Consider the following 23,315-nt stretch of genomic DNA (forward strand, 5'->3'; position numbering starts at 1 on the left):
AATGGCGGAATTCAGTGAAAGACGTGTTCATCAGCAAATACGTAATTTTGAGCGGGCAATGGATGGTTTTGAAGCGGATCAACCCTTTTCGCGTTATTTGACTACTTTTTTTAAGCTGAATAAGCAAATGGGATCATCCGATCGCAAGGCTACTTCCCGTTTATGTTATAATTATTTTCGTCTGGGAACGGCAGCTTCGCAGCTGTCACAACAGCGTAGATTGGTGCTTGCGGAATTCCTGTGTGAACACGAAAGCCCCTTGGTGGCTCTTTTTGAGCCTTCGTACAGCGATAAGATCCAGCAACCACTGAAGGACAAAATTGCATTTCTGGAATCAGAAGGCGTTTTTAACCTGAATGACCTCTTTCCATTTACGGATCATATTTCTGATGAGATCGACATGGTACAATTTTTAGAGAGCCAGTTGATCCAGCCTTATTTATATATTCGGGTGAAACGCGGAAAGACAAAAGTCGTGTGCGCTATTTTGGATAACAATCAGATTCCTTATTCCATGATTGGCGATCAGACTATTGCCTTGAATAATGGAACATCTTTGCAGCGATTTGATGTGTTGGATGGGATGATAGAAGTGCAGGATCTTTCTTCACAGCGCACGTTGGATTATATGGATCCAGCTGAAAAGGAATCCTGGTGGGATGCGTGTGCAGCTTCTGGTGGCAAATCTCTCTTATTGATGGATGATTGTCCGACTGTCAATCTTTTGGTATCCGATGTTCGCATGAGTATTCTCCGAAATCTCGATGAACGTTTTGACCGTGCCGGAATAAAGCATTACCGAAAGAAAATACTCGATCTTACCAAGGATACCTTTGCAATTCTTGGGAGCGAACGATTTGATGGGGTGTTATTGGATGCGCCTTGTACAGGATCGGGGACTTGGGGGCGTACACCAGAAATGATTAGACAGTTTCGGGCTGCTAAGATTGGCGAATTCAATGCACTACAAAAAAATATTGCAAGTAATGTAGTAGGACATGTTAAAGTGGGAAAGCCTTTGATTTATATAACCTGCTCTATTTTTAAAGCGGAAAATGAAGATGTTGTCAATTACATTGTGGATAATTTTGGTTTTGAAATCGAACGCATGGACTATTTGAAAGGTTATGAAGAGAAAGCGGATAGTATGTTTGTGGCGCGATTGATTAAAAGGTAATTTTCAGAAGCAATAAAAGCAAAAGGCTATTTTTTTCATTGGAAAAAATAGCCTTTTATATGTAGAAATCATTTAGTATCAGTCACATTTACTGGGAATAACGAGCACAGGGCAAGTTGATTTGCGAATGACTGACTCGGATACGGAACCAGAAATGAAATGGTCAAAGCCAGTCCGTCCATTGGTCCCCATAATAATAAGATCGGCGGACCACTCATGGGATGCCGCCAGAATTTCTTCTTTAATGGATCCGATTCGATTAAAAAGATAAACTTCGCCTGCACCTGTAAACTCGCGGCTTATTTTCTCAAGGTATTTTTGTGCATTATCCTGTTCCATTTCCGATACTTCCGGAACAATGATAGGTTGCTGACCTAATAGTGGATCCGCGCCAAAGTTGGCCGGAGAAGTAGGGGGAACAACAGTGACAAGCGCTATAGAGGCTCCAAATACTGCGGCCATTTCTTTGGCATATAGTATCGCCTTCTCTGAGCATGGTTCGTCGTCGACAGCGACGAGTATCCTTTTGAATTTTGAGTTTGTATTGTCCATTTCTACTATAATTAATTTATCTTCGTCATATAATATATAATCACATTTTTGACGATTTTGTTTTGTTTAGCACATGAAATATGGTATTTGTACACTAGCTCTCGTTCCGTTACGTTCAGAACAGGCACACCGCAGTGAAATGGTTTCTCAGGTACTGTTTGGAGAACTTTTTGAGATCCTTGATGAACAGGCCGATTGGACCTCAATACGTCTATTGGAAACGGACTATTTGGGTTGGATTCAAAACGGACAGTTTCAGGAACTAAACGACTTGGATAGGCAACATTATCTGAGTGGAAAACCTACTATCGTTGGACGGGAGGGGGGAGTTCTTTTTACCGATACAACACAATTTCAGCTCTGTCATGGTACCAAGCTTTATCTAAATACAGGGAATACCTTCAATTTATCGCCATTGACATTAACGTATCAAGGTAGTATGAATACCTTTACCAGAGAGCAATTTGAAACCGAGGTGGTGCGATTGGCCTTAAGCTATCAGGACGTTCCTTATTTATGGGGTGGACGTTCACAATGGGGAATTGATTGCTCCGGTTTCTCCCAATTGATTTATCGTTGCTTTGACCTTTCCTTACCTCGCGATGCTTACCAGCAGGCGGAGATGGGGCAGACAGTGGATTTTGTTTCGGAAATACGGGTAGGGGATTTGGCTTTTTTCGATAACGCCGAAGGAAGGATTACCCATGTAGGGATTATGCTGGATCGCGATACGATTATTCACGCTTCAGCGAAAGTGCGTGTCGATCGGATGGATACGGAGGGTATTTTTAATACTGAACAGAACCGTTACACCCACAAACTCCGGATTGTTAAACGGTATACATGATCCCGAAGGACATAAAAAAAGGCTATAAGTAATTATAGCCTTTCCTATTGTTAAATTCCGTACTGACTAGAAGTGGAATTGTACACCTAAAGTTGGTGCTAATGAATTTGCGTCTAAACCAAATGTATTTGTTGCTCTATCAGCTGTTTTGTTATTGTTATAATTATAGTATAAACCTCTAACTTTTAATTCGATACCGACTTTGCTTGTTGGGAAATATGCCAAACCGGGAGCCAATTCGACACCGTAGTTCTCAAATTTTGATTCTGCTTTTACGTTATTTGTTTCAACGGTAGTTTTTCCCCAAGACATTGGTACGGATAGTTGTGCAAAAAATCTTAATGGACCATTAGCAGAGTATTTTCTAACGAATGGAGAAACTTGGAACGCGTCTCTTTTTGTGCTTAAGTCCATAACACTTTCATCTTTACTCCAGTTGTAACCGATACCTGTACCAATTGCCAAGTTGTCGCTTACAAAGTAACCAACTGTTGGGTTGATTGAGAATGAGTTATTTTTGAAGTCTGTGTCTTTAACTTTAGAAGTTTGGAAGCCAACCTGACCACCAACCATAATTTTTCCTTGTTCAGTTTGAGCTTGTGCTGCTATTGTTAAACCTGCAATGGCAGTCAATGTTAGTAAAACTTTTTTCATGTCTTTTTTATTTAAAATAGTTTGTTCTAATAAGCCAGTAAATACTTCCTGACTTTTTAAATTTGTTAGTCAAATATCGAAATCTTATTTTAATTTTTTGTCACTAGATTGTCTAGATGTTTTGCCATTATGGTAATTGATAGTGGTTCAGCGCGTTAAAATTTAGTGTATTTTTATTTTTATCGTTTCTATTTAACGATAATGATATTGGCCTGACTTTTTGTTTTTAATTGTCAATTTCAAGTAAGAAGATAAAAAAAAGCCATTTGTCAACAGCGGACAAATGGCTTTTTTTTGTATTTGAAAGACCGATTTTAATCGAAATATTCTTTGATTCGCTCGAAGAATGATTTTTCACTTTTACCTGGTTGAGGTTTAAAGTTTGGTGATTCTTTCAGTTTGTTCAATAATTCTTTTTCTTCGTTAGACACAGCTTTTGGTGTCCAGATATTAACGTATACAAGTTGGTCCCCTTTGTGATAAGAGTTGACTTCGGGAATACCTTTTCCTTTTAACCGTAAAATTTTACCGCCTTGTGTACCGGGCTCAATTTTGATCTTCGCTTTTCCATCTATTGTAGGAACTTCCACGCTAGTGCCTAAGGTAGCATCTACGAAATTAATATATAGATCATAGATTACATTTAGTCCGTCGCGTTTTAGACTTTCGTGAGGTACTTCTTCGATCAGGATAATTAAATCTCCTGGGACGCCGCCACGCGGAGCAGCATTTCCTTTTCCACTCATGGAAAGTTGCATGCCTTCACTTACACCCGCAGGAATATTGATCGCAATTGTTTCCTCACCGCGTTCGAGTCCTTCACCTCTACAAGTTGTACATTTTGCTGTGATTTCAACACCTTCACCATTACACGTAGGGCAAGTGCTTGTTGTTTGCATTTGTCCTAAGATGGTATTTGTTACTCTTCGAACTGATCCTGATCCGCCACAGGTTTTACAGGTATGGAACGAAGATTTATCTTTAGCACCAGATCCGTCACAAGAATGACAGACCACTTGTTTGTTGACCTTTACCTTTTTCTCGACGCCTTTGGCAATTTCTTCGAGTGTTAATTTAACTTTTATGCGTAAATTGCTTCCACGAGCTACCCGACGGCCGCCACGCTGGCCACCGCCACCGCCAAAGAAACTTTCAAATGGATGTCCTCCACCAAAGATATCACCAAATTGGCTGAATATGTCTTCCATATTCATACCGCCGCCACCGCCAAAACCACCACTTGCAGAATTACCGGCATGGCCAAATTGGTCATAACGTTGACGTTTTTGTGGATTGCTCAAGATATCGTATGCCTCAGCAGCTTCCTTAAACTGTTCTTCAGCTTCATGATCACCAGGATTTTTATCCGGATGGTATTTTATCGCTAATTTGCGATATGCTGATTTAATCTCCTTCTCGTCCGCTGATCGCGAGACACCAAGTATATCGTAATAATCTCTTTTTGACATCGTCTTAATATTATTGACCTATAACTACCTTTGCGTGACGGATCACTTTGTCACCTAGGTAGTACCCCTTTTCGATCACGTCAACTACTTTATTCTTTAATTCTGCTGTGGGTGCAGGAATTGCTGTGATAGCCTCTTGTAATTCAGGATCGAAGGCTTGGCCTATGGTATCCATTTCCTTTAACCCCAATTGCGACAACGTTTGTCTGAATTTGTTGTTAACAATATCCATTCCTGTTTTTACAGATTCAACATCTGTCGCTGTTTCCATGGCTGTTAACGCTCTGTCAAAATCATCTAGTGTAGGTAATAGCTTACTGATGACATCTTTTCCTGCTGATTGAATCAATTCAACACGTTCTTTGCTTGTACGTTTTCTATAATTGTCAAATTCAGCAGAAAGACGAATGTATTTATCCTTTGCCTCTGCCAATTCTGCAGCCAATTTCTCTTCAGTAGACAGTTCTTCTGCTATATTATCAGCAGGCTGTTCCTGTTGTTCAGAAGAATTTGTTTCTACTGGATCTTGACCTTCATCGTAATAATTATCTTGCTCATTCATATCTTCAATGCTAAAATTAGATTCAAAAATTTACTCTATGCTTCGTTTGTCAAAGTTTTTGCCAAACAATAAAATTCCGACAGCTTGTCAGATTTTATTAAAAAAGCCTAACAATTTGTCGGAATCTTATTTTTATATGTCAGTTTTCTGTCTAGATACTGACATTGTCCTGTAATACCCCATCAGTAGTTTTGATGATGCGCGATGGCATATTACGGATAATGGTATAATCGTGTGTTGCCATTAAAATAGCCGTTCCGGAATTGGCAATGTCACGCAATAATAAGACGATTTCTTCTGATGTCGCAGGATCTAAGTTACCGGTCGGCTCATCTGCCAGAATAATTTCAGGATTATTTAGTAATGCGCGGGCAATTACAATGCGTTGTTGCTCACCACCAGAAAGCTCATGTGGCATTTTCTTAAGTTTGGAACGAAGCCCAACTTTTTCCAATACATCCAATATCCGGCTATCGATCATTTTCTTATCTTTCCAGCCTGTTGCTTTCAGTGCAAATTCGAGGTTTTTCTCGATGCTTCTATCGGATAAAAGATGGAAGTCCTGGAATACAATACCCAATTTTCTACGCAGGTAGGGAACATCATTTTCGTGCAGCTTTTTAAGATCAAAGCCCGCAATCATTCCCTCACCATTGCCGATGTATAAATCGCCGTAAATGATTTTTAGTAAACTACTTTTTCCACTGCCGGACTGGCCGATAAGATAAATAAACTCTCCTTTACCAATGTTTAAATTGACATTGGACAATACCAAATGTTTTTGTTGGAAGATATCAACGTTTTTTAATGTAATGACTTTATTTTCAATCATGGAAGCTAAAATTCTAATTTTTTAATTTGCCCAAAAGGCATTTCTTTAACCAGTTGCATGATATATTCTGCCTTTTCTCCTAATCCAATCTTATCAAGTGATTTATCTGGGCGGTCGACTCTAAAATATGCCAGCAAGGTGAAGGCATCATCTCTTAATTGAACATAATCAGGGATTTTGGCGACACCTTTTACTTTAATGATATACATAATTTCAAAGTTAGTATTTTTAATGCAATTTATTTACTATGAATTTAAAGGAAGCTTATTGGTTTGCGAATAAAAAATCCAATGTATTCACGCCGTCAGCAAAATCATCCAAAGCAGGGCATTGGCTCTCTCCAAAACGAAATACTGGCGAGGGCACATTTAAAGCTATTTCTGATACAACACATTGGATATTTTCTTGCGCTAATTGGAGTTTATTTTCAACTTCAGCCAGTGTTTCGTATGTTTCATAATAAACTACAGCAAGGGGAGAAGCTGTGCGCTCATCCTCCTTTAGCAATAAAAATCCATTATCAAAATGCTTGTCGCCGTTGATCAGATAGATGGATTTGTTGTAGTCGTAATTGTTATTATATTTAAAATGTTCCGTCACGTTGTTAAACGCAGCGATACCTTCGAAGAAGTGTGCTATTGGATAATCTTTTGGAATGAATAACTTTGATACAGAGCGACAGCCTAACCCAAAATAATCAAAGATGTCATGTCCCAGTGATTCAAGCTGGTCGGGAGATTCTTGTCCACCGATGATGGCAACACTATTTCTATTGCGACGAATAATATGTGGTTTGGTTCCAAAATAATAGTCAAAATAACGCGAGCTATTGTTGGAACCTGTTGCTATAACCAGATCGAAATCTTTTAGTTTGTCAACAATTTCAAAGGCATCGGTAAAGGACGGGTCAATTTGTTTAAGGAGGCGGAGCACATAACTTGTCAATCCTGCGTCGTCCGATGAGACTTTGATTTTGGCTCTAAAGCCACTGATCAGTACCGATAGCATATCATGGAAGCCAACCAAGGGGATATTGCCGGCCAGAATTAATCCTACAATTTTCGTTGAATTTAGATCTGGATAAGGAGCTAACCAGTGATTCAGCTTTTCTATTGTCAGATTGGCAGCAATGGCTTGAATGGCACGTTCAACATTTTGAGGCGTATACCAGGGGTTTTTATGTTGGGCGAATTGAATGATTTGAATCAAATCATCAGGTCGCTCTTGCAGCCGCTCGCCTAATTTTACAAATGCATTTATTCGTTGTTGCTTTGTCAAAATATTAAAATTTTAAAAGATGAATACACAAATTTGTATTATATTTGTGCTGTTAACATTAATCAACGTGAATCAACTAGCCTTATTGTTCAATCAGACTTTGTTTCATATTGATAATGCAAAAATAGTTTATTTATCATAATTGTGAGGTTATAAATGGCGATTAAAATTACAGACGAATGCATTAACTGTGGTGCTTGCGAACCGGAATGCCCAAATAATGCAATATACGATGCTGGTGTAACTTGGAAATTCTCAGATGGGACGGCTTTGGATGGGGTTATTGATTTTGGCGATGGTGTTACACTAGATGCCAACGAGTCTCAAGAAGCGATCTCTAATGAAGTCTATTATATTGTTTCAGATAAATGTACGGAATGTGTAGGTTTCCACGATGAGCCTCAATGTGCAGCGGTTTGCCCTGTAGATTGTTGTGTGGATGACGAAGATGTACGTGAATCGAACGATGAGCTATTAGCGAAAAAAGCTTGGTTACACGCGGAATAAATTTAGTGTTCCGTTAAAATATAAGGCAGGATAAGAAATTTTCCTGCCTTTTTTGTGCCTTTCTATTTTGGCGAAATCGATATTTTGTTGTGAATCTTGGCTATTTGGAATAATAATATTTGCAAAAGCATAGTATTTTTTTATTTTTGTTCTTTTGACCATTAAAATCTTTTAAATGTTAAAAACCAAAATAGGGTTGATAACCCTAATCACAGTTACATTAGCTTGTATCATTGCTGTATTATACGAATTTGATGTTGTAGGCTTTTCGCATGAATTTCTAATGGCTGTCCGTTGGATAGTTGCTACCGTTTTGGTTGTAAATGCGCTCTTTAAGAAAAATTTGACCACTTGGATTTTGACCTGTATGATTATGGGGATATTTGTCGGGTTGGATTTTCCAAATCTAGCGATTTCCCTGCAACCTTTGAGTAAAGGTTTTATCAAGTTAGTCAAGACGATTGTGGGACCGATTCTCTTTGCTACGCTTGTATATGGAATTGCAGGGCATTCTGATTTGAAACAGGTGGGACGTATGGCATGGAAATCGATGCTTTATTTCTTTTGCGCAACGACATGTGCTATTTTTATTGGTTTAGGTGCTATAAACCTGACTCGAGCAGGAGTGGGCGTTGATGTTGCACATATGCCACATGAAGAACTCCCTGCGCCGAAGGAAAGTATGGATGAGCATATCCTTAAAACCCTTCCGGACCATGTGCATCCTGTATACAAGTTCACTTCTTTTATACGCGACTTGTTTCCTGAAAATATTGTCAAATCTGTAGCGGATAACCAAGTTTTACAGATTGTTGTATTTTCAATTTTGTTCGGGATTGGCCTGGCAATGGTCGATGAGAAAAAGCGTAAACCCTTGGTTGATTTTACCGAAAGTATGTCTGAAACGATGTTTAAGTTTACGAACATGATTATGTACTTTGCGCCTATCGGGGTTGGTGCTGCCATGGCTTACACTGTGGGGCATCTCGGTGTCGATATCCTTAAGAATCTTTTCATGCTTTTAGCGACGCTGTATTTTGCTTTAGTATGCTTTTTATGCTTGGTATTGCTTCCTGTAGCTTTGTATTTAAAGATACCTGTTAAACGTTTTATAAATGCGATTAAGGAACCTGTTTCCATTGCATTTGCCACTACAAGTTCAGATGCGGCATTACCGAAAGCAATGAGCGCAATGGAGAAATTTGGTGTGCCACGTAAGATTGTTTCGTTTGTCATTCCGACAGGATATAGTTTTAACTTGGATGGTACTTCACTCTATTTATCATTGGCTGCCATCTTTGTCGCTCAGGCGGCTGGTATCCATTTGTCGTTTGGACATCAATTGATGATTGCATTTACATTGATGATCACCTCCAAAGGTGTTGCTGCTGTCCCAAGGGCTTCATTAATTATTTTGATTGCGACAGCGGATCAGTTTGGTTTACCAACATTTGTCATTGCTGCCATTTTAGGTATCGATGAACTCATGGATATGGCGCGTACCTCTGTCAATGTGATCGGAAATTGTTTGGCAACCGTTGTTGTTGCTAAATGGGAGGGTGAGTTTGATGAAGAAGCTCCTTATCGCGAAGATACTGAACAGGCGATCTAATAGAAATAACTAACGAATATTCGTTGCAGAAAAGCAGTCTTGACATCCCCGTTGAGACTGCTTTTTTATGAGCAAAAATAAGGACTTAGTTGAAACCACATTTTATTTCATAGAAGGGAATTTTTATGGAACGAAAAGCTGCTTGCAAGCTGTTGTTGATAGTCTGGTATCCTTTCCAATGGCTTGCAAGCAAACTATTTATATCAGCGCCCGTCAACGTAGTACCATAAATCACCTTGTTTTTTGAAGGTAGACTTTTCATGGTGAATATGAACTTCCATCTGTGGATCCAGATAATGTGCTTCAAACTCGACCGTATGGAGTGTAGATTTCAGGATCGCGAGTTGCATCCATTTATTGTCCCGCGCCCATTGCCCAATGGCCTGTTTATTTTGGAACCGTCGTGTTGAGGGGTGAAATGTATCGTATAGGAAATCGATCTGTTGTGTCACAAAAGCACTATAACGTGCACGCATCAATGCCTCTGCTGTGGTTGCTTTGGCATGGAAACGATGAATTTGTTGGCAGCATTCCCCAAAGGTATTGCCAGAGCCACAGGGGCATAATTGATCTGATGCTATCACTTGTATTTTAAAAATTTTACCAGCCTTTAATGGCGCCATTCTTGAAGACTTTTTTTGCGGTAGCTTCCACTTCAGGTGACTGATACGCTTGAATAAACTGCTGCACCTTTTCATCGTTTTTATTATCCGAACGGGTAACAATCAGATTAACGTAAGGTGATTCTTTGTCTTCTGTGAATAAGCCTTGTTTTTCGGGATCCAACCCAGCCTGAGCGGCGAAACTATTGTTGATGATGGCAATTGTAACCTGAGGATCATCCAGAACGCGCGGCAACTGTGGTGCCTCCATCTCAATGATTTTAACCTGCTTAGGGTTGCTTACTATATCTGTTACTTTAGGCTGTATGCCTACATTTTCTTTTAAGCCGATAATGCCCTCGCGTTGGAGAAGTAAAAGTGAGCGGCCACCATTGGTAGGATCATTGGGGATGGCAATACTGGCGCCAGGCTGTAACTCGGTGATGCTTTTTATTTTTTTAGAATAGGCAACGATCGGAAATACAAATGTGTTTCCGACGATGGTTAACTTTGTAAAACCGCGTTGTTTGGATTGTTCCTGTAAATAAGGCTGATGCTGAAATACATTTACATCGATATCTCCTTGATTTAGGGCTTCATTGGGCACAACATAGTCGTTGAAAGCTACCAACTCCACATCAAGATTGAACTTTTCTTTTGCAACCTTCTTAGCCGTTTCTGCAAGCTCCTTTTCTGGTCCGGATACCACACCGACTTTAAGGGTATTCTCTTTCTTTTCGCTGTTGTTGCATGCCACAATCGATACGAGACTGAAGGCTAAGATTGCAAATGCATAGTTCAATTTTTTCATATGATATAATTTATGTTAACGATGGTTTACTTTTTTTGAGATGTAGTCTCCTGTATACTGTAACAGGAATACGATTAAAATTAATAAAATTAGAACAGAATTCATGATAAAAGTATCATATCCGACATAACCATACTGATAACCAATCTGTCCAAGTCCACCGGCACCTACAGTGCCACCCATCGCGGAGTATCCAACAAGTGTGATCAACGTAATTGTTGCATTGTTTACCAGCGAGGGGAGAGCCTCAGGAAGTAAAACTTTGAAAATTACCTGTTGGGCATTTGCTCCCATTGCTCTTGAGGCCTCAATCAGGCCATTTGGAATTTCTAGAAGACTATTTTCCACAAGTCTTGCAATAAAGGGAGCTGCACCTATACTCAAGGGAACCAATGCTGCGGCCATACCAATAGATGTTCCGACAAGGTTGCGTGTAAACGGAATCATCCATACGATAAGTATAATAAAGGGGATAGACCTAAACACATTCACCAGCAATGAAACAAGTTGGTGCATGGCTTTGTTTTCGAGCAGTTGATGTTTGCGGGTCAAGAACAGGTAAATCCCGAGTGGAAGACCCAGTACAAAACCAAAGAAACCTGATAAGAAAGTCATGGTTAGGGTTTCTAAAGTACCCGATAGCAGAAGATTAAATACCTGATCAGACATAGCCTAAGATTTTAGTTTGTGAATGCTTTTCTTTTAAGAAAGATAGACTATGCATAACATTTTCTTTTTCACCCGATAGTTCGGCTAATATAACACCAAATTTCATTTCGCCAATATAATCTATTTGAGCGGTGATGATATTTGTCTTGACTTGAAATTGTTGTTCCAAATGTTGTATAAATGGGATGGATTCTTCATTTGAAGTTAGATAGATTTCTACGAGTGGGTTTCCAGCGCTTTTCAAGCGTTCCTGAAAACTTAGTGGAATTTCAACTTCAAGTGAAGACTGAATAAAGTTTTTGGTTGTTGTTTCCTGAGGATTGGCGAATATTGATTCTACCGGACCAGTTTCAATCAATTTTCCGTGGTCTAATACGGCAACCTGATCGCAAATACTTTTTATAACATCCATCTCGTGCGTAATCAATAATATCGTAAGATCAAGCTGCTTATTGATTTTTTTTAGCAGTTTGAGGATAGATTTTGTGGTTGCTGGGTCTAAGGCACTTGTAGCCTCATCGCAAAGTAGAATGTAAGGATCATTGGCTAATGCACGCGCGATGGCAACGCGTTGTTTTTGGCCTCCTGAAAGATTTGCAGGGTACACGTCGGCTTTGTCTTCCAACCCAACCAAACGTAATAGCTCCAACACCTTTCCGCTGATAAATTCTTTAGATTTGCCCTCAAGTTCGAGCGGGAAGGATATGTTTCCATAAACTGTTCGTGATGACAGCAAATTGAAGTGTTGGAAAATCATACCAATTTTCCTTCTTTTTAACATAAGATCACTGGCAGGCAGCGACATCAAGTCGTTGTTTTCTATAATTACCTGACCACTGTCTGGCCTTTCCAAAAGGTTGACGCAACGAATCAAAGTACTTTTACCCGCTCCGGAAGCGCCTATTACACCAAAAATTTCACCTTTTGCAATAGACAGTGAGACGTCTTTTAAAGCATCAATACGTGTCGCTTTTACCGCAAAAGATTTGGATATGTTGTTTAGTTGAATCATTGACCCTGTAGGGATTTAGCAATTTTAGTTGGACAAATGGATGATGTTGATATAAATGTACACAAATGCCGCGGATAAAATAAAATCAAGTGAAAGAAAATGGGCTCTTTCAGACTGAAAAAGAATGAAAGAACCCAGATATCTATTTTTTATAAACCTTGATAAGCTGAAATCACTTGTTTTGCCGATCCAAGTCCATCAATACCATATTCGATGACATCGCCATCTTTCAGGAATCTTTGTGGAGATTTGCCCATGCCAGATCCTGCAGGCGATCCTGTGGAAATGATATCGCCAGGAAGTAAGCTCATAAAGTGACTTAAATAAGAGATCAATTTGGGCACACGATAGATAAAATCACTTGTATTGCCGTCTTGCATGATTTCACCATTGAGTTTAAGCCATATTCTTAAGTTATCGATATCTGTGATTTCATCTTTGGTTGCTATAAACGGACCAATAGGGGCGAACGTGTCACATCCTTTACCTTTGTCCCAGGTTCCGCCACGCTCGATTTGAAATTCACGCTCTGTCACATCGTTGTGTAGCACGTAGCCAAACACATGGTCCAAAGCTTCTTCTTCAGTAACATAAGAAGCTTTTTTTCCTATTACAATGGCAAATTCGGTTTCCCAATCAGATTTTACAGAGAACTTCGGAAGGGTAATTCCATCAAAAGGGCCATTGAATGCAGATACAGATTTCATAAATACAATAGGCTCGGAAGCTTGTTGTAATTTGGTCTCTTTGACGTGATCATCGAAATTAAGTCCTACACAAAGTATTTTGGAAGGAGCTTCCAATGGTGTACCAATACGCTCGTCGTCGGCTATCTCTTTAAGCTTGTCGCCTTTTTCAATTATATATGCTTGAAGTCTTTCCAAATTTGCAATATCCGCAAAGAAATCGCGGTTATATTGAAAATTTCCTTCCGAAACATCATATTTCTTTTCGTTTAAAATGACTCCCGCTTTTTCGGAGCCCTTTGCGCCATATCTAAAAATCTTCATAAGCCGCAAATATACGGATTTTGTCCCAAAAAGGGCGGAAATTAACGCGAATTAACAATTAATCGATATGTAAATTATCTATACAATTATTGTCCAAAAGGGGATATTTAAAAGGGAATTTCTCATGAACAATCTTTTTGTTGCTCACCCATGTCCCATTGAGTACCATTTCCTCTCCTTTTTTTCCGAGCATCAGCTTAATCATCAGTGATGGGACTGGGAGGGGTATGTAGAATGGACCGTATTGACGTTTCGCTATTCTTTTGGTAAACTCGGCAAGCGGAAGCGGTTCGGACGAGCAGGCATTATAAATCCCGGCTATGGTATTATTTTGTATACCAAATAACAGCATGCGGCAGAGATCATCCATATGGATCCAGCTGAGCATCTGTTTGCCAGAACCCAATATCGGAACTGAACGGAAGGGTAGGAAGCGTCCGATTTCTTTTAGCATTCCCTGATCCTTACTGATAACGACTCCAAAACGGAAGACAACGAGTCTTTTTCCCAATGTTTCAATAGGTTTTACGCTTCCTTCCCAGAGGTTGCAAACCCAGGATAGAAAATTGCCCCCTTGTGGGTCTCCTTCTGTAAAAGGTCTTTTTTGGTAGGGATCGTCCGTTCCATACCAGCCTATAGCGGAGGCAGATATAACTGCTTTTACCTGATTAGGTAGTTGTTTAAGACTTTGGTAGAGCAGTTTCCCACTTTCGACCCGGCTGCCAATAATTTCTTGCTGATATGTTTTTGTCCAGCGTTTGGCATTGAGGTTTGCGCCTGCCAGGTTGATGATATAATCGGCCTCCTGAATTGATTTGGCATCTATCTCTTGCTTATAGGGATCCCAGTGTACGTATCTGACATTCGGCTGTGCGGGATGGGATTTCGGATTTCTAGTAAAAATAATAACTTCATAGAAATTGGCAACCAATAGTTTTGTTAAATGAAGACCTATAGCTCCGGCACCACCTGTAATAATTACTTTTTCCATGAATCGAACCTTGTTTTATAATATACGCATATTGTCATTTAAGCGAACCTATTTCTGCTGATATTAAATATACTATTTTGGTTTATAAAAAATCGATCATTGTGGCAGCAATTACAAAAAAAGGTTTATCTCCCGACGAGATAAACCTTTTAAGAGTCGATTAACTGACGTTATTGGTTAAAGCGTTTGAACTGTGCTACCACAGGTTAGCATCTGTGCGCCATAGTAAGGGTTTTTGATTTCTTTATGACGGCTTAACCAAGTGGCACCTTTACCTTTGTTAAACATCGGGCACTTTTGATAATAAACAGCAGAAGATGGTTTTGAGTTTTTGGACAAACTATAGATATCTTCTGACAAAATTGCGAAGGATTCTCGTTGTTTGCTGATATCCTTGGCCTGTTGTAGACTCTTTACAATGGCTTTGAGTGATGCTGTTTTGGTTTTCCAGACGTCCTGTTCCGCTTGCGTTAGATCAGCAGTTTTTACCTTGGCGATAGCATCGGCAAGATCGTTTGCGAGGCCTGCAGCTCGTTTACCATCCCCTGCTACAAGCGCATCTTTAAGCAGAAAATATTGGTCATAGATCTTTTGAAAATTGCTTGCGTTGCTGATGTTATCTACTGAAGCTACCGCTGCAATGGTTGCATCTTGGGTGGCGTCTGAAGCTGGAGGAGCTAAATTCCTCTCGTATTGACAGCAAGTGTGTATCTTAGCATAGGTATCTTCGGCAGCAAGGTATTTTTCATTGTCGTAGCCTGCTCCAGCGATACTTTTCAATACAGCATCTAAGGACGTTTTCTTGCATCATAGGCTATTGTCGCTGTTTGGTTGTCTTCATTCCATTCAACTTTAGCCTGAGCGGCGGCTCCTGCATTTTCTATTGTTTTTTTACACATACCGCAGTTCCCGGCAATTTTAACATTGTTGTTCACGGTGTTGTTGTCTTGTGCATAGTTTGTCAAAGAGGATAGCACTAAAGCCCCTGTTATGATATAGTGTTGGATTTTCATATGATTGGATAAAAGAATATATAAAAATAAGTAATCAAAAATGATTGATAAATGAGCAATGTATGGATTAACTTATTTTTGGCGGGACCCAAGGACAAAAATATCCCTCAGAAATAAATGTTGGCGCTATGGGTTTATAATTTTTTTTGATTGCTATACCGCAAAGTTCATGACCTTGTTCAAGGGGGGGGGAAATTGCCAAAAATGTACCACTATACGTGCATTGACAATTGCAATTCTTACATGGTTTATGATGTTTACAGAAAGCCTTTTTTTTGGAAGATTTAGATTTTGAACAACAATGGTCCTTTTTGTCAGTGGTAGCATTACCTTGTGTGTGACTACTGTTTGCATTCATTTTATGGCAGGCAAAAGCGTCGGGTGCACTTAAAAAGAAACCGAAGGTTAAAAATAGTAGTATAAGTCGCTTAAGTTCCATATCAGCTCAAATATAGTTGTTTTAGGTAGAATCTGCTTCCTTTTTAACGTTTTTTGGCATTAAGGATTTTCTAATCCGCTCCATATTATTTGGGGTCAGAGGGCCGAATAACATGGAGCGACGTTTGGAATTCTTTCTTTTTTTTAAGCAAAAGAAGTACTTAAAATTTAAAACCAGAGAAGAAGCCTGGCTTTTTCCAGGTACGTTTATATTCATCAGCCAGAGGAGAGTGATCCGAATAGGAAAGCACTTCATCCAGTAAGCTGTGTGCTTTTTTCAGATTCCCAGTTTTATAGTTCACATGTGCTTCTGCTAATTTAACCGATTCGACATCATCGTCATAACCCCAATCGTGTTGGGCATAAATACCGTTGAAAACTTTGACGTATTTATCTACTTCGTTTATAGCTCCGCTTTCGGCTAAAAGTTCAATGCCGAATTTTAACCAAAGAACATAGTCATTAGGCTCCATGATCGATTGGACCCAGTTATCATGCTTTTGGAATGTTTCCTTACCTGCACTAAATTCCATAAGGTAATAATGGCTTTTTATGATGAGATAGAGTGTTTTTGCCTTGTCGAAATTGTCGATAATAAATTCCGGTTTATTTTTAAGATATTGCTGCGCAGCGATGTTCATGGCTTTGTAGTTGCTCTTTTCATTATATAGCTGCATCAACACATATTGAGGCTGGGCCTCGTGTGGATATTGTTTAGCCATTTGTTCGTAATAAGAGATGCGTTGCGCTAAATTATCCTGTTCGGTTATCTGATAGATAATATGCTCGATCCCATTCTTTGACGCTTCAAAGTCACGGTAGTGATATTCGTCTAAATTGGGATGATCAATATAGAATTTGTAAATAAACTCCAGAAGCTGTTGCGCCCGGGATTGAATGTCCGCTGTACGACCCAGTTGATATTCGACGTCGATTTGATGCATAAGCATGCGGTAACAAGGAGGAAATATGGCAGACTCCGTTTCTTCGTCCTCTTCGTCTTCTTCCGAAGTAAATTCTTGCTGCGCAAGAGTGGCTTCCAACGAGATCTGATTGGTGTCAAAGTACTGGTGAAGTACTTGCTCGAGACGTACGTAATCTTCCAAGGCTGACAAGGTATCGGCTCGGGTGAAATGAAGTTCTTCAAAGTCGGAATAGCTTAATCCTTCGGTTGCGATAGCGTAACAGGTTTCCAATTCACCGGCTTCTTTATAAGCTAAAGCTAGATTATTGCAATTCATGGCCCTATTGTGACTGCCTCCAAAATAGTCACTTTCGTATTTATTTTGTTCAAAATAGTCCTTGAAGGCGTCGTAGGCTTGACGGTAAAGTCCGAGGACGAGCAATTGTAGTGCAGACTGATCGACTGCGGTTAAGTTGTCCAGGGAGTGAATGAAATCAAATAGCATAACAGCTTCATTGTAACATTCACGGGGAAGGTCATTGAAAGTAGGGACCTGATCGTAAACTGTTCCATTGGCTTTAAAAGTGCATTCAACTAGACGTCGCCAGGATGTTGCGTTCCATTTCCGTTCGCCTACCATAGTCAGATATGGAATAGCAGCAGCATACTGTCCCTCGTCATAGAGATAGGCTGCCGCAAAATGGTAACCGACGTAAGAGTCAGGATAGGCGTCGATCAATTTGAGTGCATGGAGATAATAATAGTCAAGGGTGATTCCGATTTCTTCCGAGTAATTACGCTCAATGATAAGCTGATAGTAGAAGACCTCAGGGTGCTCATACCCCTCGGCAATCAATTCTTCAAATCGAGTATGCCATTTAACCAGCTCCTGATGGATATGCACGGCTGAGTTTTCCCCTTTGATGAGCTTAAGTAAAATCTGCAATGCTAGGTCGATTGCTTTGTTTTCGTAAGCAATTTCAGCAAGATCCACATAATTCATTTCATTGCTGCTGATGAAATGCTTAAAATCTGCTTCCATTAAAGCTAAAATATTGGATGTGTTGATCTGTTTTGTACGGTCGAGCAGATATATTTTCTTTATCCAAAAGAGGGAAAAATTATGATCAGAGGTTTCTCGTTCATCCTTGAATGTTTCTTTAACGAAATCAATACTCGCCTCCAAAGCTGGGAGCAACGCTGTATCATCCTGGAGTCCTTCGTAGATATTGGTTAAATAATTGTGACCATATCCGGACATATTCGGGGAAGCGATTAATTTTTTTGCATATTCGATAAATAAACCTTTATTGTCTTCGGTAATATGGGATTTTGGTCGACCAATTTGCGCTAGTGTTGCTTTTTTGTCTAAAACATAATTCAGTATATGATATAGAGTCGTTTCATTATTAGGTTCGATGGCCAATGCTTTTTGAAAATAGGGAATCATTTTTTCCTGAATCACATCGAAAATAGCTTCGTGGCCCTCATAAAATAGCTGATCGTGGTAGGCGATGGCGAGGTGTGTCCAAAGCGTCACATCTTGATCGTTTTGTCGTAGTTGATTTTCTCCTTCAATAATAAAGAGGTCTAGTTGTCCGCTGTAGAACAAATCATATATATTCTTTTCTTCCATTTATTAATTCTTGTATGTATTCAGTATATTGAAATCTGTTTAAAATACTATTTAGCTTTCGAAAGCTTTTCAAAGCCAATGCCGTTCCATAGAAATTCTTCACTCTTTTTTGTGACCCTAAAATTTGGATTTTCCGCATTATCGTCGATAACTTCTCCCTCTTCAATGTATTTATAGATAATCTGATTATTTTTTCCGTGTTCGGAAGGGAAAAGAATCTTTTCATCGTAATAGAACACACCAGCATCACTGACCGAATATCGGCTAGGAAGATCAACCAGCTGCCGTCCCGTCCAGGCCACATAGTTATATTCAGAGGGTATGCCACAAGCTTCGCCCAGAAATTCGATGCGAATAATGTGTTTGACATTTTGCAGCCCCATTGCAGGCAGCAATTTACTTTGGGAGAAGGTTTGTTCTGAGTAGGCAAAAGGGAAGGTGTGTTCAGCTAGAAAATTTCCATTTGCGTCGATAAGTTTTACCCCGGTTGAGAAATGATCCTGTTCCTGTTCGTTGATACCTTTGGTGAAACGTTCAAAACCGTAAATATATTGCGAGCCGTCTGATGCGGTCTGTTTTCCGAGCGCCAATAGTCCAAGCCAAATAAATCCATTCTTTTTGCTGTTACCGTCGGAATAACTTATCTCATACCAAGGAGCATAAAAATTTTTTAGTGTATTTCCTTTGATGGGATTACTATTGATCGTAACGACATTTCCGACGGATAAAGAATCTACGATTGCTGCCTTTAGACTGGGTTGAGCACGGACGTAAGCTTTGGCTGCAAAAACAGTTGCTGACTGGCCTTTCTGTATGTTCCAAACGTTGAAATTATCGTCAAACTTTAAATTTTCCTGCGCTTTTAAGCAAAGTGGTCCGATGCTTAAAATAATAAAATAGCATCCAATTAACTTTTTCATTTTTCACTCTTCTTTCCTACAAAAATAGCTGAATTGGCCCATACCCCTTATCACTGGTTTCAGGTATTTTTTTGCATAGTACTAGAAACGATATTTTATAATCCTTGAGTCATTTGCTACAAAAAATTGGATATGATGAAAAACAAAAATTATGAAAGAGAGCATTTTGAATATTTCAGGAATTGAAGGAGATTATTTATCTGCTGTGTGTCTTTTGGAAAAGACATTTTAGTTAATGCTGTTTTTAGGAATCCACTCCAATTCTTTACCGTTGTTTTTTCTACCAATGAAGCCTATCCCCGGCCAAGGCATATGAGATGCGAGCATAAGTGTCTGTTGTTGATAACAGCGATCAAGTATTTTTATCCGTGTATCCACAGCACGATCGAAGTCAATATCCCATTGAGTTCCCCAATGAGGCTGGGAAACTAGGATCGGTGAATGTATCAGATCAACAAGATTTGTAATTGCTCTATTGTCGGATTTTATTGTATAGATGATATGTCCTGGGGTATGCCCAGCTGCTGATTCTGTATGAATGCAGGAAAATAGTTGATCGCCCGGTTCAAATAGCTGTAATTTGACCTCAATAGCAACGAGTGTTTTTCGTATTAAATCGATGCTAGCTTGAGCAATTTCTGGATTTTCGCTCTTCGAAAAATCAGGACGATCTGACATCCAGAACTCAAATTCGGGTTTAGCCATGTAGTATGTTGCGTTTGGATAATTGGGTGAACCATCGGCATCCAATATGCCACCGATATGGTCGCGATGTGCGTGCGTAATGAGAATATCTGTTATCTTATTACAGTCAATATTCGCTAAAAGCAGACTTTCCATTAAATTTCCGGCTTTGTCGGTGTCATAATGTCCCTCACCAGTATCAATGAGTATGTATCGATTCTGTTGTTTAATCAGCATGATGATGATGGGTGCTTGGTAGATCTTTGTTGAAAGTGAAAGCCTTTGCAGTTCCATTTCGACTAGTTGAGACGGTATTTTTGGGGCAAGGGTAGGCTGTAATGTTTCTAATGTAAAATAACCATCTGTCAGGAGCACAAGTTCGAGCGTACCGAAGGGAATTTGTAGATGACCTGTTCTTTTAAGCTGTTTCATATTGCCAAAGTTGAACAAATTGCTTTTAACAATCTAATAGCGTTATGAAAATCAAACACAATGTAATAAATTGATAAAATATTTGCAATACTTATTGGGGCCTAAAGACTGTACAATGATGTTCAGGAATGCATTTTATGGGCCGGAGTTAAATAAAGAATGTCAAATAGCAACGGTAGGCGAGATGGCTATTTGGTGCTGCCTTGGCGTCAGAAACAAAAAAAGCGCTTTCTGATTTCTCTGAAAGCGCTGTTGTCTGCGGAAGAGGCGGGATTCGAACCCGCGGTACCGTTTCCAGTACGACAGTTTAGCAAACTGTTCCTTTCGGCCACTCAGGCACCCTTCCTCGTTTTGACATTGCAAACATAAGGCAATTATTTGATTCTGCAAAGTCTAAATAATAAAAAAAATGCAAAAAAAATGTAACGTTGCAATAAGCGTTTGAAATTCAATTTGTTGTTTGACAATTAAAATTACATTGTTTTTTTGCTTAAATCGTAATCTACCCGAACATGGTAGATGCTTTTGAGCATTGCCTTAAAAATAACTGCCGATTCAGTGATATCTTTTAGCGTAATGTTACTATTATTGAACTGTCCCCGCATCAATTTATGTTCAATAATCTTATCGACAAGATTATTGATAGACTCTTCCGATGGTTCTTTTAACGCACGGGATGCGGCTTCGACCGAATCTGCCATCATGAGTACGGCTGTTTCCTTTGAAAAAGGAATAGGGCCGGGGTAGGTAAATAAAGACTCATCCACCAGTTTGTCGGGATTGTTCTTGACAAAAACGTTATAAAAATAGTCAACACGCGTCGTTCCGTGGTGTGTGCGGATAAAATCAAGGATCACGTCGGGCAATTGATGTTTTTTGGCAATATCGACCCCTTTGATGACATGTGATATAATAATCTGCGCACTTTGTTCCGGTGAAAGCTCGTCATGCGGATTTTTTTCTGTCTTCTGATTCTCGATGAAAAATTGAGGGTTTGTCAATTTTCCGATATCGTGGTATAGGGCTCCGGCGCGGACCAAAAGTGGATTCCCGCCGATTTTGTAGATAGCGGCTTCCGCTAGATTAGCCACCTGTAGGGAGTGCTGAAAGGTTCCCGGAGCTTTAAAAGAAAGTTCCCGCAATAATTTGGAATTACTATTGGTAAGTTCCATGAGTGTGAGATCAGAGACAATACCAAACAACTTTTCGAATGCATAGATCATCGGATAAGCCAATAAGGTGATCATTACGCTTACGAAAAAGGGAAGAAGGTCAGACCAGTAAATGGTGTCTATTGATCCGTTTCTTGTGACGACCAAGCCGATATAAGCAATCCAATAGGTACCGAGGATGATAGCCGAGGAAATGAACAGCTGCTCCCGTTTGACCAATGTTTTAATACTATAGATTGCGACGATTCCCGCCATAAATTGCAGGAAGACAAACTCAAAACTATTTGGTACAAAAAGACCCGCCAGCAGTACCATCAACAGATGGATGTTGAGTGCAACCCGTGTATCAAAAAGAATACGGATTATAATAGGGACAGCACAAAACGGCATATAGTAGAGATTCGGTATCTTGATTTTAATGGCCCAGGATAGGACGCCGAGCATACCTATAATGACAATCATGATAATGACCAGCAATCTATTGTTGAAATAGATGTCCTTGCGGAAAAGAAAAAGGAAAACCATTAGAATTGAAAGGGCGAGCGAGATGATTAGAAATTGCCCTAATGTCACATAATTTTGATTACCACTGATCTTGCCTTCATCTTCGTATACCTTCCGGAGCGATTCGAGTTTCTGGTAAGTTTCATTGGAAATTATTTTTTCTTTTTCGGCGATCAGTTCGCCTTTTTGGACTACACCCCGTGTCGCTGAAATATTAGCAATGGCATTCTGTTCCAAGGCCTCCGTCTGCTGGTCGTTATAAATATAGTTAATGGTAATATAGTTTTTTAAAGTCTCCTCGAGCCAGCTCTTTTGTTTTATTTTGGTCAATTTGGGCATGATCTCATCCATGTAACCATAGGAGCTTTCGATGGTGTAACAGTCGGCCGTGTTTTTTTGACTGGCAACTTTGTCCTGGATCAGTGTGAAATTGTAATGCTTGGAAGCTGGAGATTTGTCATTGCTGCGGTTCTGAAACCGATTGTTCAATGAAAGGATGCCTTTACCATAGAGATGGCTTAAGATGGCATTGCCGGCATTTCTATAATCCGCAATATTCTCATGTGTTGTATCCAGCTTGCTGCTTTGCCATTTTTCGGCCAAATCGGTATTGAACTGATCAATTTGCTCTTTGCTTGTCGTCGTATTGGCATTATAAATCGGTTGAATCGTGTTCAAGATACTTTTCTTGTCCGCATTCAATTCTTCCTGCGTTTTTAATATGGCAAAATTATAAGGTGATATCAGATTCTCATGATTCCATACTTTTCCCTTTTGGAATTCATAGCGAAAACGAGGCTGTTTGGGAAGGAATATACAGATCAGAATAATAGTGATAAGTATTAATCCAATTTTTCGGACGAGGTTCTCCGTTGTATTTAATTCTCTTTTGTACTTTATTTTTAGTCTTCCCACTGTGAGCTATATTTTTAATATAATGTTAATATACAAATGTAGTTATAATTTATTTTCTGCAGCTTCTGCCAATTGTCGTTTGTAGGTATTAAATCGGGTAAATGCTGTGATG

The 23,315-nt window shown here is 39.5% G+C and carries 23 protein-coding genes and 1 tRNA gene; 4 read left to right on the plus strand and 20 right to left on the minus strand.

Annotated features, from left to right (window positions below):
• Position 1: 1 nt before the first annotated feature.
• Positions 2-1,177, plus strand: a complete 1,176-nt coding sequence (locus tag B3E92_RS05260) for an RsmB/NOP family class I SAM-dependent RNA methyltransferase (protein WP_286770844.1) — start codon at positions 2-4, stop codon at positions 1,175-1,177.
• A gap of 78 nt (positions 1,178-1,255) precedes the next feature.
• On the opposite strand, the gene B3E92_RS05265 is transcribed toward B3E92_RS05260, so the two are convergent.
• Entirely contained in the window at positions 1,256-1,729 is a 474-nt protein-coding gene (locus B3E92_RS05265) for a universal stress protein (protein WP_046672897.1), read from the minus strand.
• Between the two features lie 73 nt (positions 1,730-1,802).
• Here B3E92_RS05265 and B3E92_RS05270 point away from each other — a divergent pair, with 73 nt between their 5' ends.
• Positions 1,803-2,576: a C40 family peptidase gene (locus B3E92_RS05270; protein WP_286895676.1), complete on the plus strand. Its 774-nt coding sequence runs from the start codon at positions 1,803-1,805 to the stop codon at positions 2,574-2,576.
• A 66-nt stretch (positions 2,577-2,642) separates the two neighbouring features.
• Here B3E92_RS05270 and B3E92_RS05275 read toward each other — a convergent pair whose 3' ends face one another.
• The 6 genes from B3E92_RS05275 to B3E92_RS05300 form a co-directional block, all read right to left on the minus strand.
• Complete coding sequence (locus B3E92_RS05275; protein ID WP_115049011.1) at positions 2,643-3,230, minus strand: outer membrane beta-barrel protein; 588 nt, start codon at positions 3,228-3,230, stop codon at positions 2,643-2,645.
• Between the two features lie 314 nt (positions 3,231-3,544).
• Entirely contained in the window at positions 3,545-4,699 is a 1,155-nt protein-coding gene (gene dnaJ / locus B3E92_RS05280) for a molecular chaperone DnaJ (protein ID WP_046672894.1), read from the minus strand.
• A gap of 10 nt (positions 4,700-4,709) precedes the next feature.
• A complete protein-coding gene (locus B3E92_RS05285) occupies positions 4,710-5,261 on the minus strand; it encodes a nucleotide exchange factor GrpE (protein ID WP_112376358.1) in 552 nt (183 codons plus the stop codon).
• Between the two features lie 151 nt (positions 5,262-5,412).
• Positions 5,413-6,093, minus strand: coding sequence for a cell division ATP-binding protein FtsE (locus B3E92_RS05290; RefSeq protein ID WP_070561120.1), 681 nt, complete (start codon positions 6,091-6,093; stop codon positions 5,413-5,415).
• A 5-nt stretch (positions 6,094-6,098) separates the two neighbouring features.
• Entirely contained in the window at positions 6,099-6,302 is a 204-nt protein-coding gene (locus tag B3E92_RS05295; RefSeq protein WP_070561119.1) for a fructose-6-phosphate aldolase, read from the minus strand.
• Positions 6,303-6,357: 55 nt separating this feature from the next.
• Positions 6,358-7,371, minus strand: coding sequence for an acyl-CoA reductase (locus B3E92_RS05300; RefSeq protein WP_112376359.1), 1,014 nt, complete (start codon positions 7,369-7,371; stop codon positions 6,358-6,360).
• Between the two features lie 156 nt (positions 7,372-7,527).
• Between B3E92_RS05300 and B3E92_RS05305 the strand changes: the two genes are divergently transcribed.
• Together B3E92_RS05305 and B3E92_RS05310 are read left to right on the plus strand one after the other, a co-directional pair.
• The gene (locus B3E92_RS05305) at positions 7,528-7,878 is read left to right on the plus strand and encodes a 4Fe-4S dicluster domain-containing protein (RefSeq protein WP_046672889.1); all 351 of its coding nucleotides are present in this window, start codon (positions 7,528-7,530) and stop codon (positions 7,876-7,878) included.
• 175 nt (positions 7,879-8,053) lie between these two features.
• Positions 8,054-9,490: a dicarboxylate/amino acid:cation symporter gene (locus B3E92_RS05310; RefSeq protein ID WP_070561117.1), complete on the plus strand. Its 1,437-nt coding sequence runs from the start codon at positions 8,054-8,056 to the stop codon at positions 9,488-9,490.
• Between the two features lie 203 nt (positions 9,491-9,693).
• Here the strand turns inward: B3E92_RS05310 and B3E92_RS05315 are convergent, their stop codons facing one another.
• The 13 genes from B3E92_RS05315 to B3E92_RS05375 form a co-directional block, all read right to left on the minus strand.
• Complete coding sequence (locus B3E92_RS05315; RefSeq protein WP_070561116.1) at positions 9,694-10,113, minus strand: YchJ family protein; 420 nt, start codon at positions 10,111-10,113, stop codon at positions 9,694-9,696.
• Positions 10,091-10,903 carry a methionine ABC transporter substrate-binding lipoprotein MetQ gene (gene metQ / locus B3E92_RS05320; RefSeq protein WP_112376360.1) on the minus strand — a complete coding sequence of 271 codons (813 nt, stop codon included), beginning with the start codon at positions 10,901-10,903 and terminating at the stop codon, positions 10,091-10,093. Before metQ ends, B3E92_RS05315 begins: the two co-directional genes overlap by 23 nt.
• Positions 10,904-10,918: 15 nt before the next feature.
• Entirely contained in the window at positions 10,919-11,572 is a 654-nt protein-coding gene (gene metI / locus B3E92_RS05325) for a methionine ABC transporter permease MetI (RefSeq protein ID WP_286895679.1), read from the minus strand.
• Positions 11,565-12,584, minus strand: coding sequence for a methionine ABC transporter ATP-binding protein (locus B3E92_RS05330; RefSeq protein WP_112376361.1), 1,020 nt, complete (start codon positions 12,582-12,584; stop codon positions 11,565-11,567). The genes metI and B3E92_RS05330 overlap by 8 nt, the downstream gene beginning before the upstream one ends.
• Positions 12,585-12,733: 149 nt before the next feature.
• Positions 12,734-13,594 carry a fumarylacetoacetate hydrolase family protein gene (locus B3E92_RS05335; protein ID WP_204991113.1) on the minus strand — a complete coding sequence of 287 codons (861 nt, stop codon included), beginning with the start codon at positions 13,592-13,594 and terminating at the stop codon, positions 12,734-12,736.
• Positions 13,595-13,652: 58 nt separating this feature from the next.
• Positions 13,653-14,585: a TIGR01777 family oxidoreductase gene (locus B3E92_RS05340; RefSeq protein WP_286895680.1), complete on the minus strand. Its 933-nt coding sequence runs from the start codon at positions 14,583-14,585 to the stop codon at positions 13,653-13,655.
• A 177-nt stretch (positions 14,586-14,762) separates the two neighbouring features.
• Positions 14,763-15,365: a DUF3347 domain-containing protein gene (locus tag B3E92_RS05345; protein WP_286895681.1), complete on the minus strand. Its 603-nt coding sequence runs from the start codon at positions 15,363-15,365 to the stop codon at positions 14,763-14,765.
• A gap of 8 nt (positions 15,366-15,373) precedes the next feature.
• The gene (locus tag B3E92_RS05350; RefSeq protein WP_286895683.1) at positions 15,374-15,598 is read right to left on the minus strand and encodes a hypothetical protein; all 225 of its coding nucleotides are present in this window, start codon (positions 15,596-15,598) and stop codon (positions 15,374-15,376) included.
• Positions 15,599-16,197: 599 nt separating this feature from the next.
• Positions 16,198-18,576 (minus strand): hypothetical protein, encoded by a 2,379-nt coding sequence (locus B3E92_RS05355; RefSeq protein ID WP_286895685.1) that lies wholly within the window; start codon positions 18,574-18,576, stop codon positions 16,198-16,200.
• A 47-nt stretch (positions 18,577-18,623) separates the two neighbouring features.
• The gene (locus B3E92_RS05360; RefSeq protein WP_070561108.1) at positions 18,624-19,496 is read right to left on the minus strand and encodes an SH3 domain-containing protein; all 873 of its coding nucleotides are present in this window, start codon (positions 19,494-19,496) and stop codon (positions 18,624-18,626) included.
• Between the two features lie 228 nt (positions 19,497-19,724).
• Positions 19,725-20,612, minus strand: coding sequence for an MBL fold metallo-hydrolase (locus B3E92_RS05365; RefSeq protein ID WP_286895689.1), 888 nt, complete (start codon positions 20,610-20,612; stop codon positions 19,725-19,727).
• A 259-nt stretch (positions 20,613-20,871) separates the two neighbouring features.
• A tRNA-Ser gene (locus B3E92_RS05370) sits at positions 20,872-20,958 on the minus strand.
• A 127-nt stretch (positions 20,959-21,085) separates the two neighbouring features.
• Positions 21,086-23,203, minus strand: coding sequence for an HD family phosphohydrolase (locus B3E92_RS05375; RefSeq protein ID WP_046672874.1), 2,118 nt, complete (start codon positions 23,201-23,203; stop codon positions 21,086-21,088).
• Positions 23,204-23,315: the final 112 nt, after the last annotated feature.

It is taken from the genome of Sphingobacterium sp. UBA6317, from assembly GCF_002440385.1.
In the GTDB taxonomy this organism is placed as follows: Bacteria; Bacteroidota; Bacteroidia; order Sphingobacteriales; family Sphingobacteriaceae; genus Sphingobacterium; species Sphingobacterium multivorum.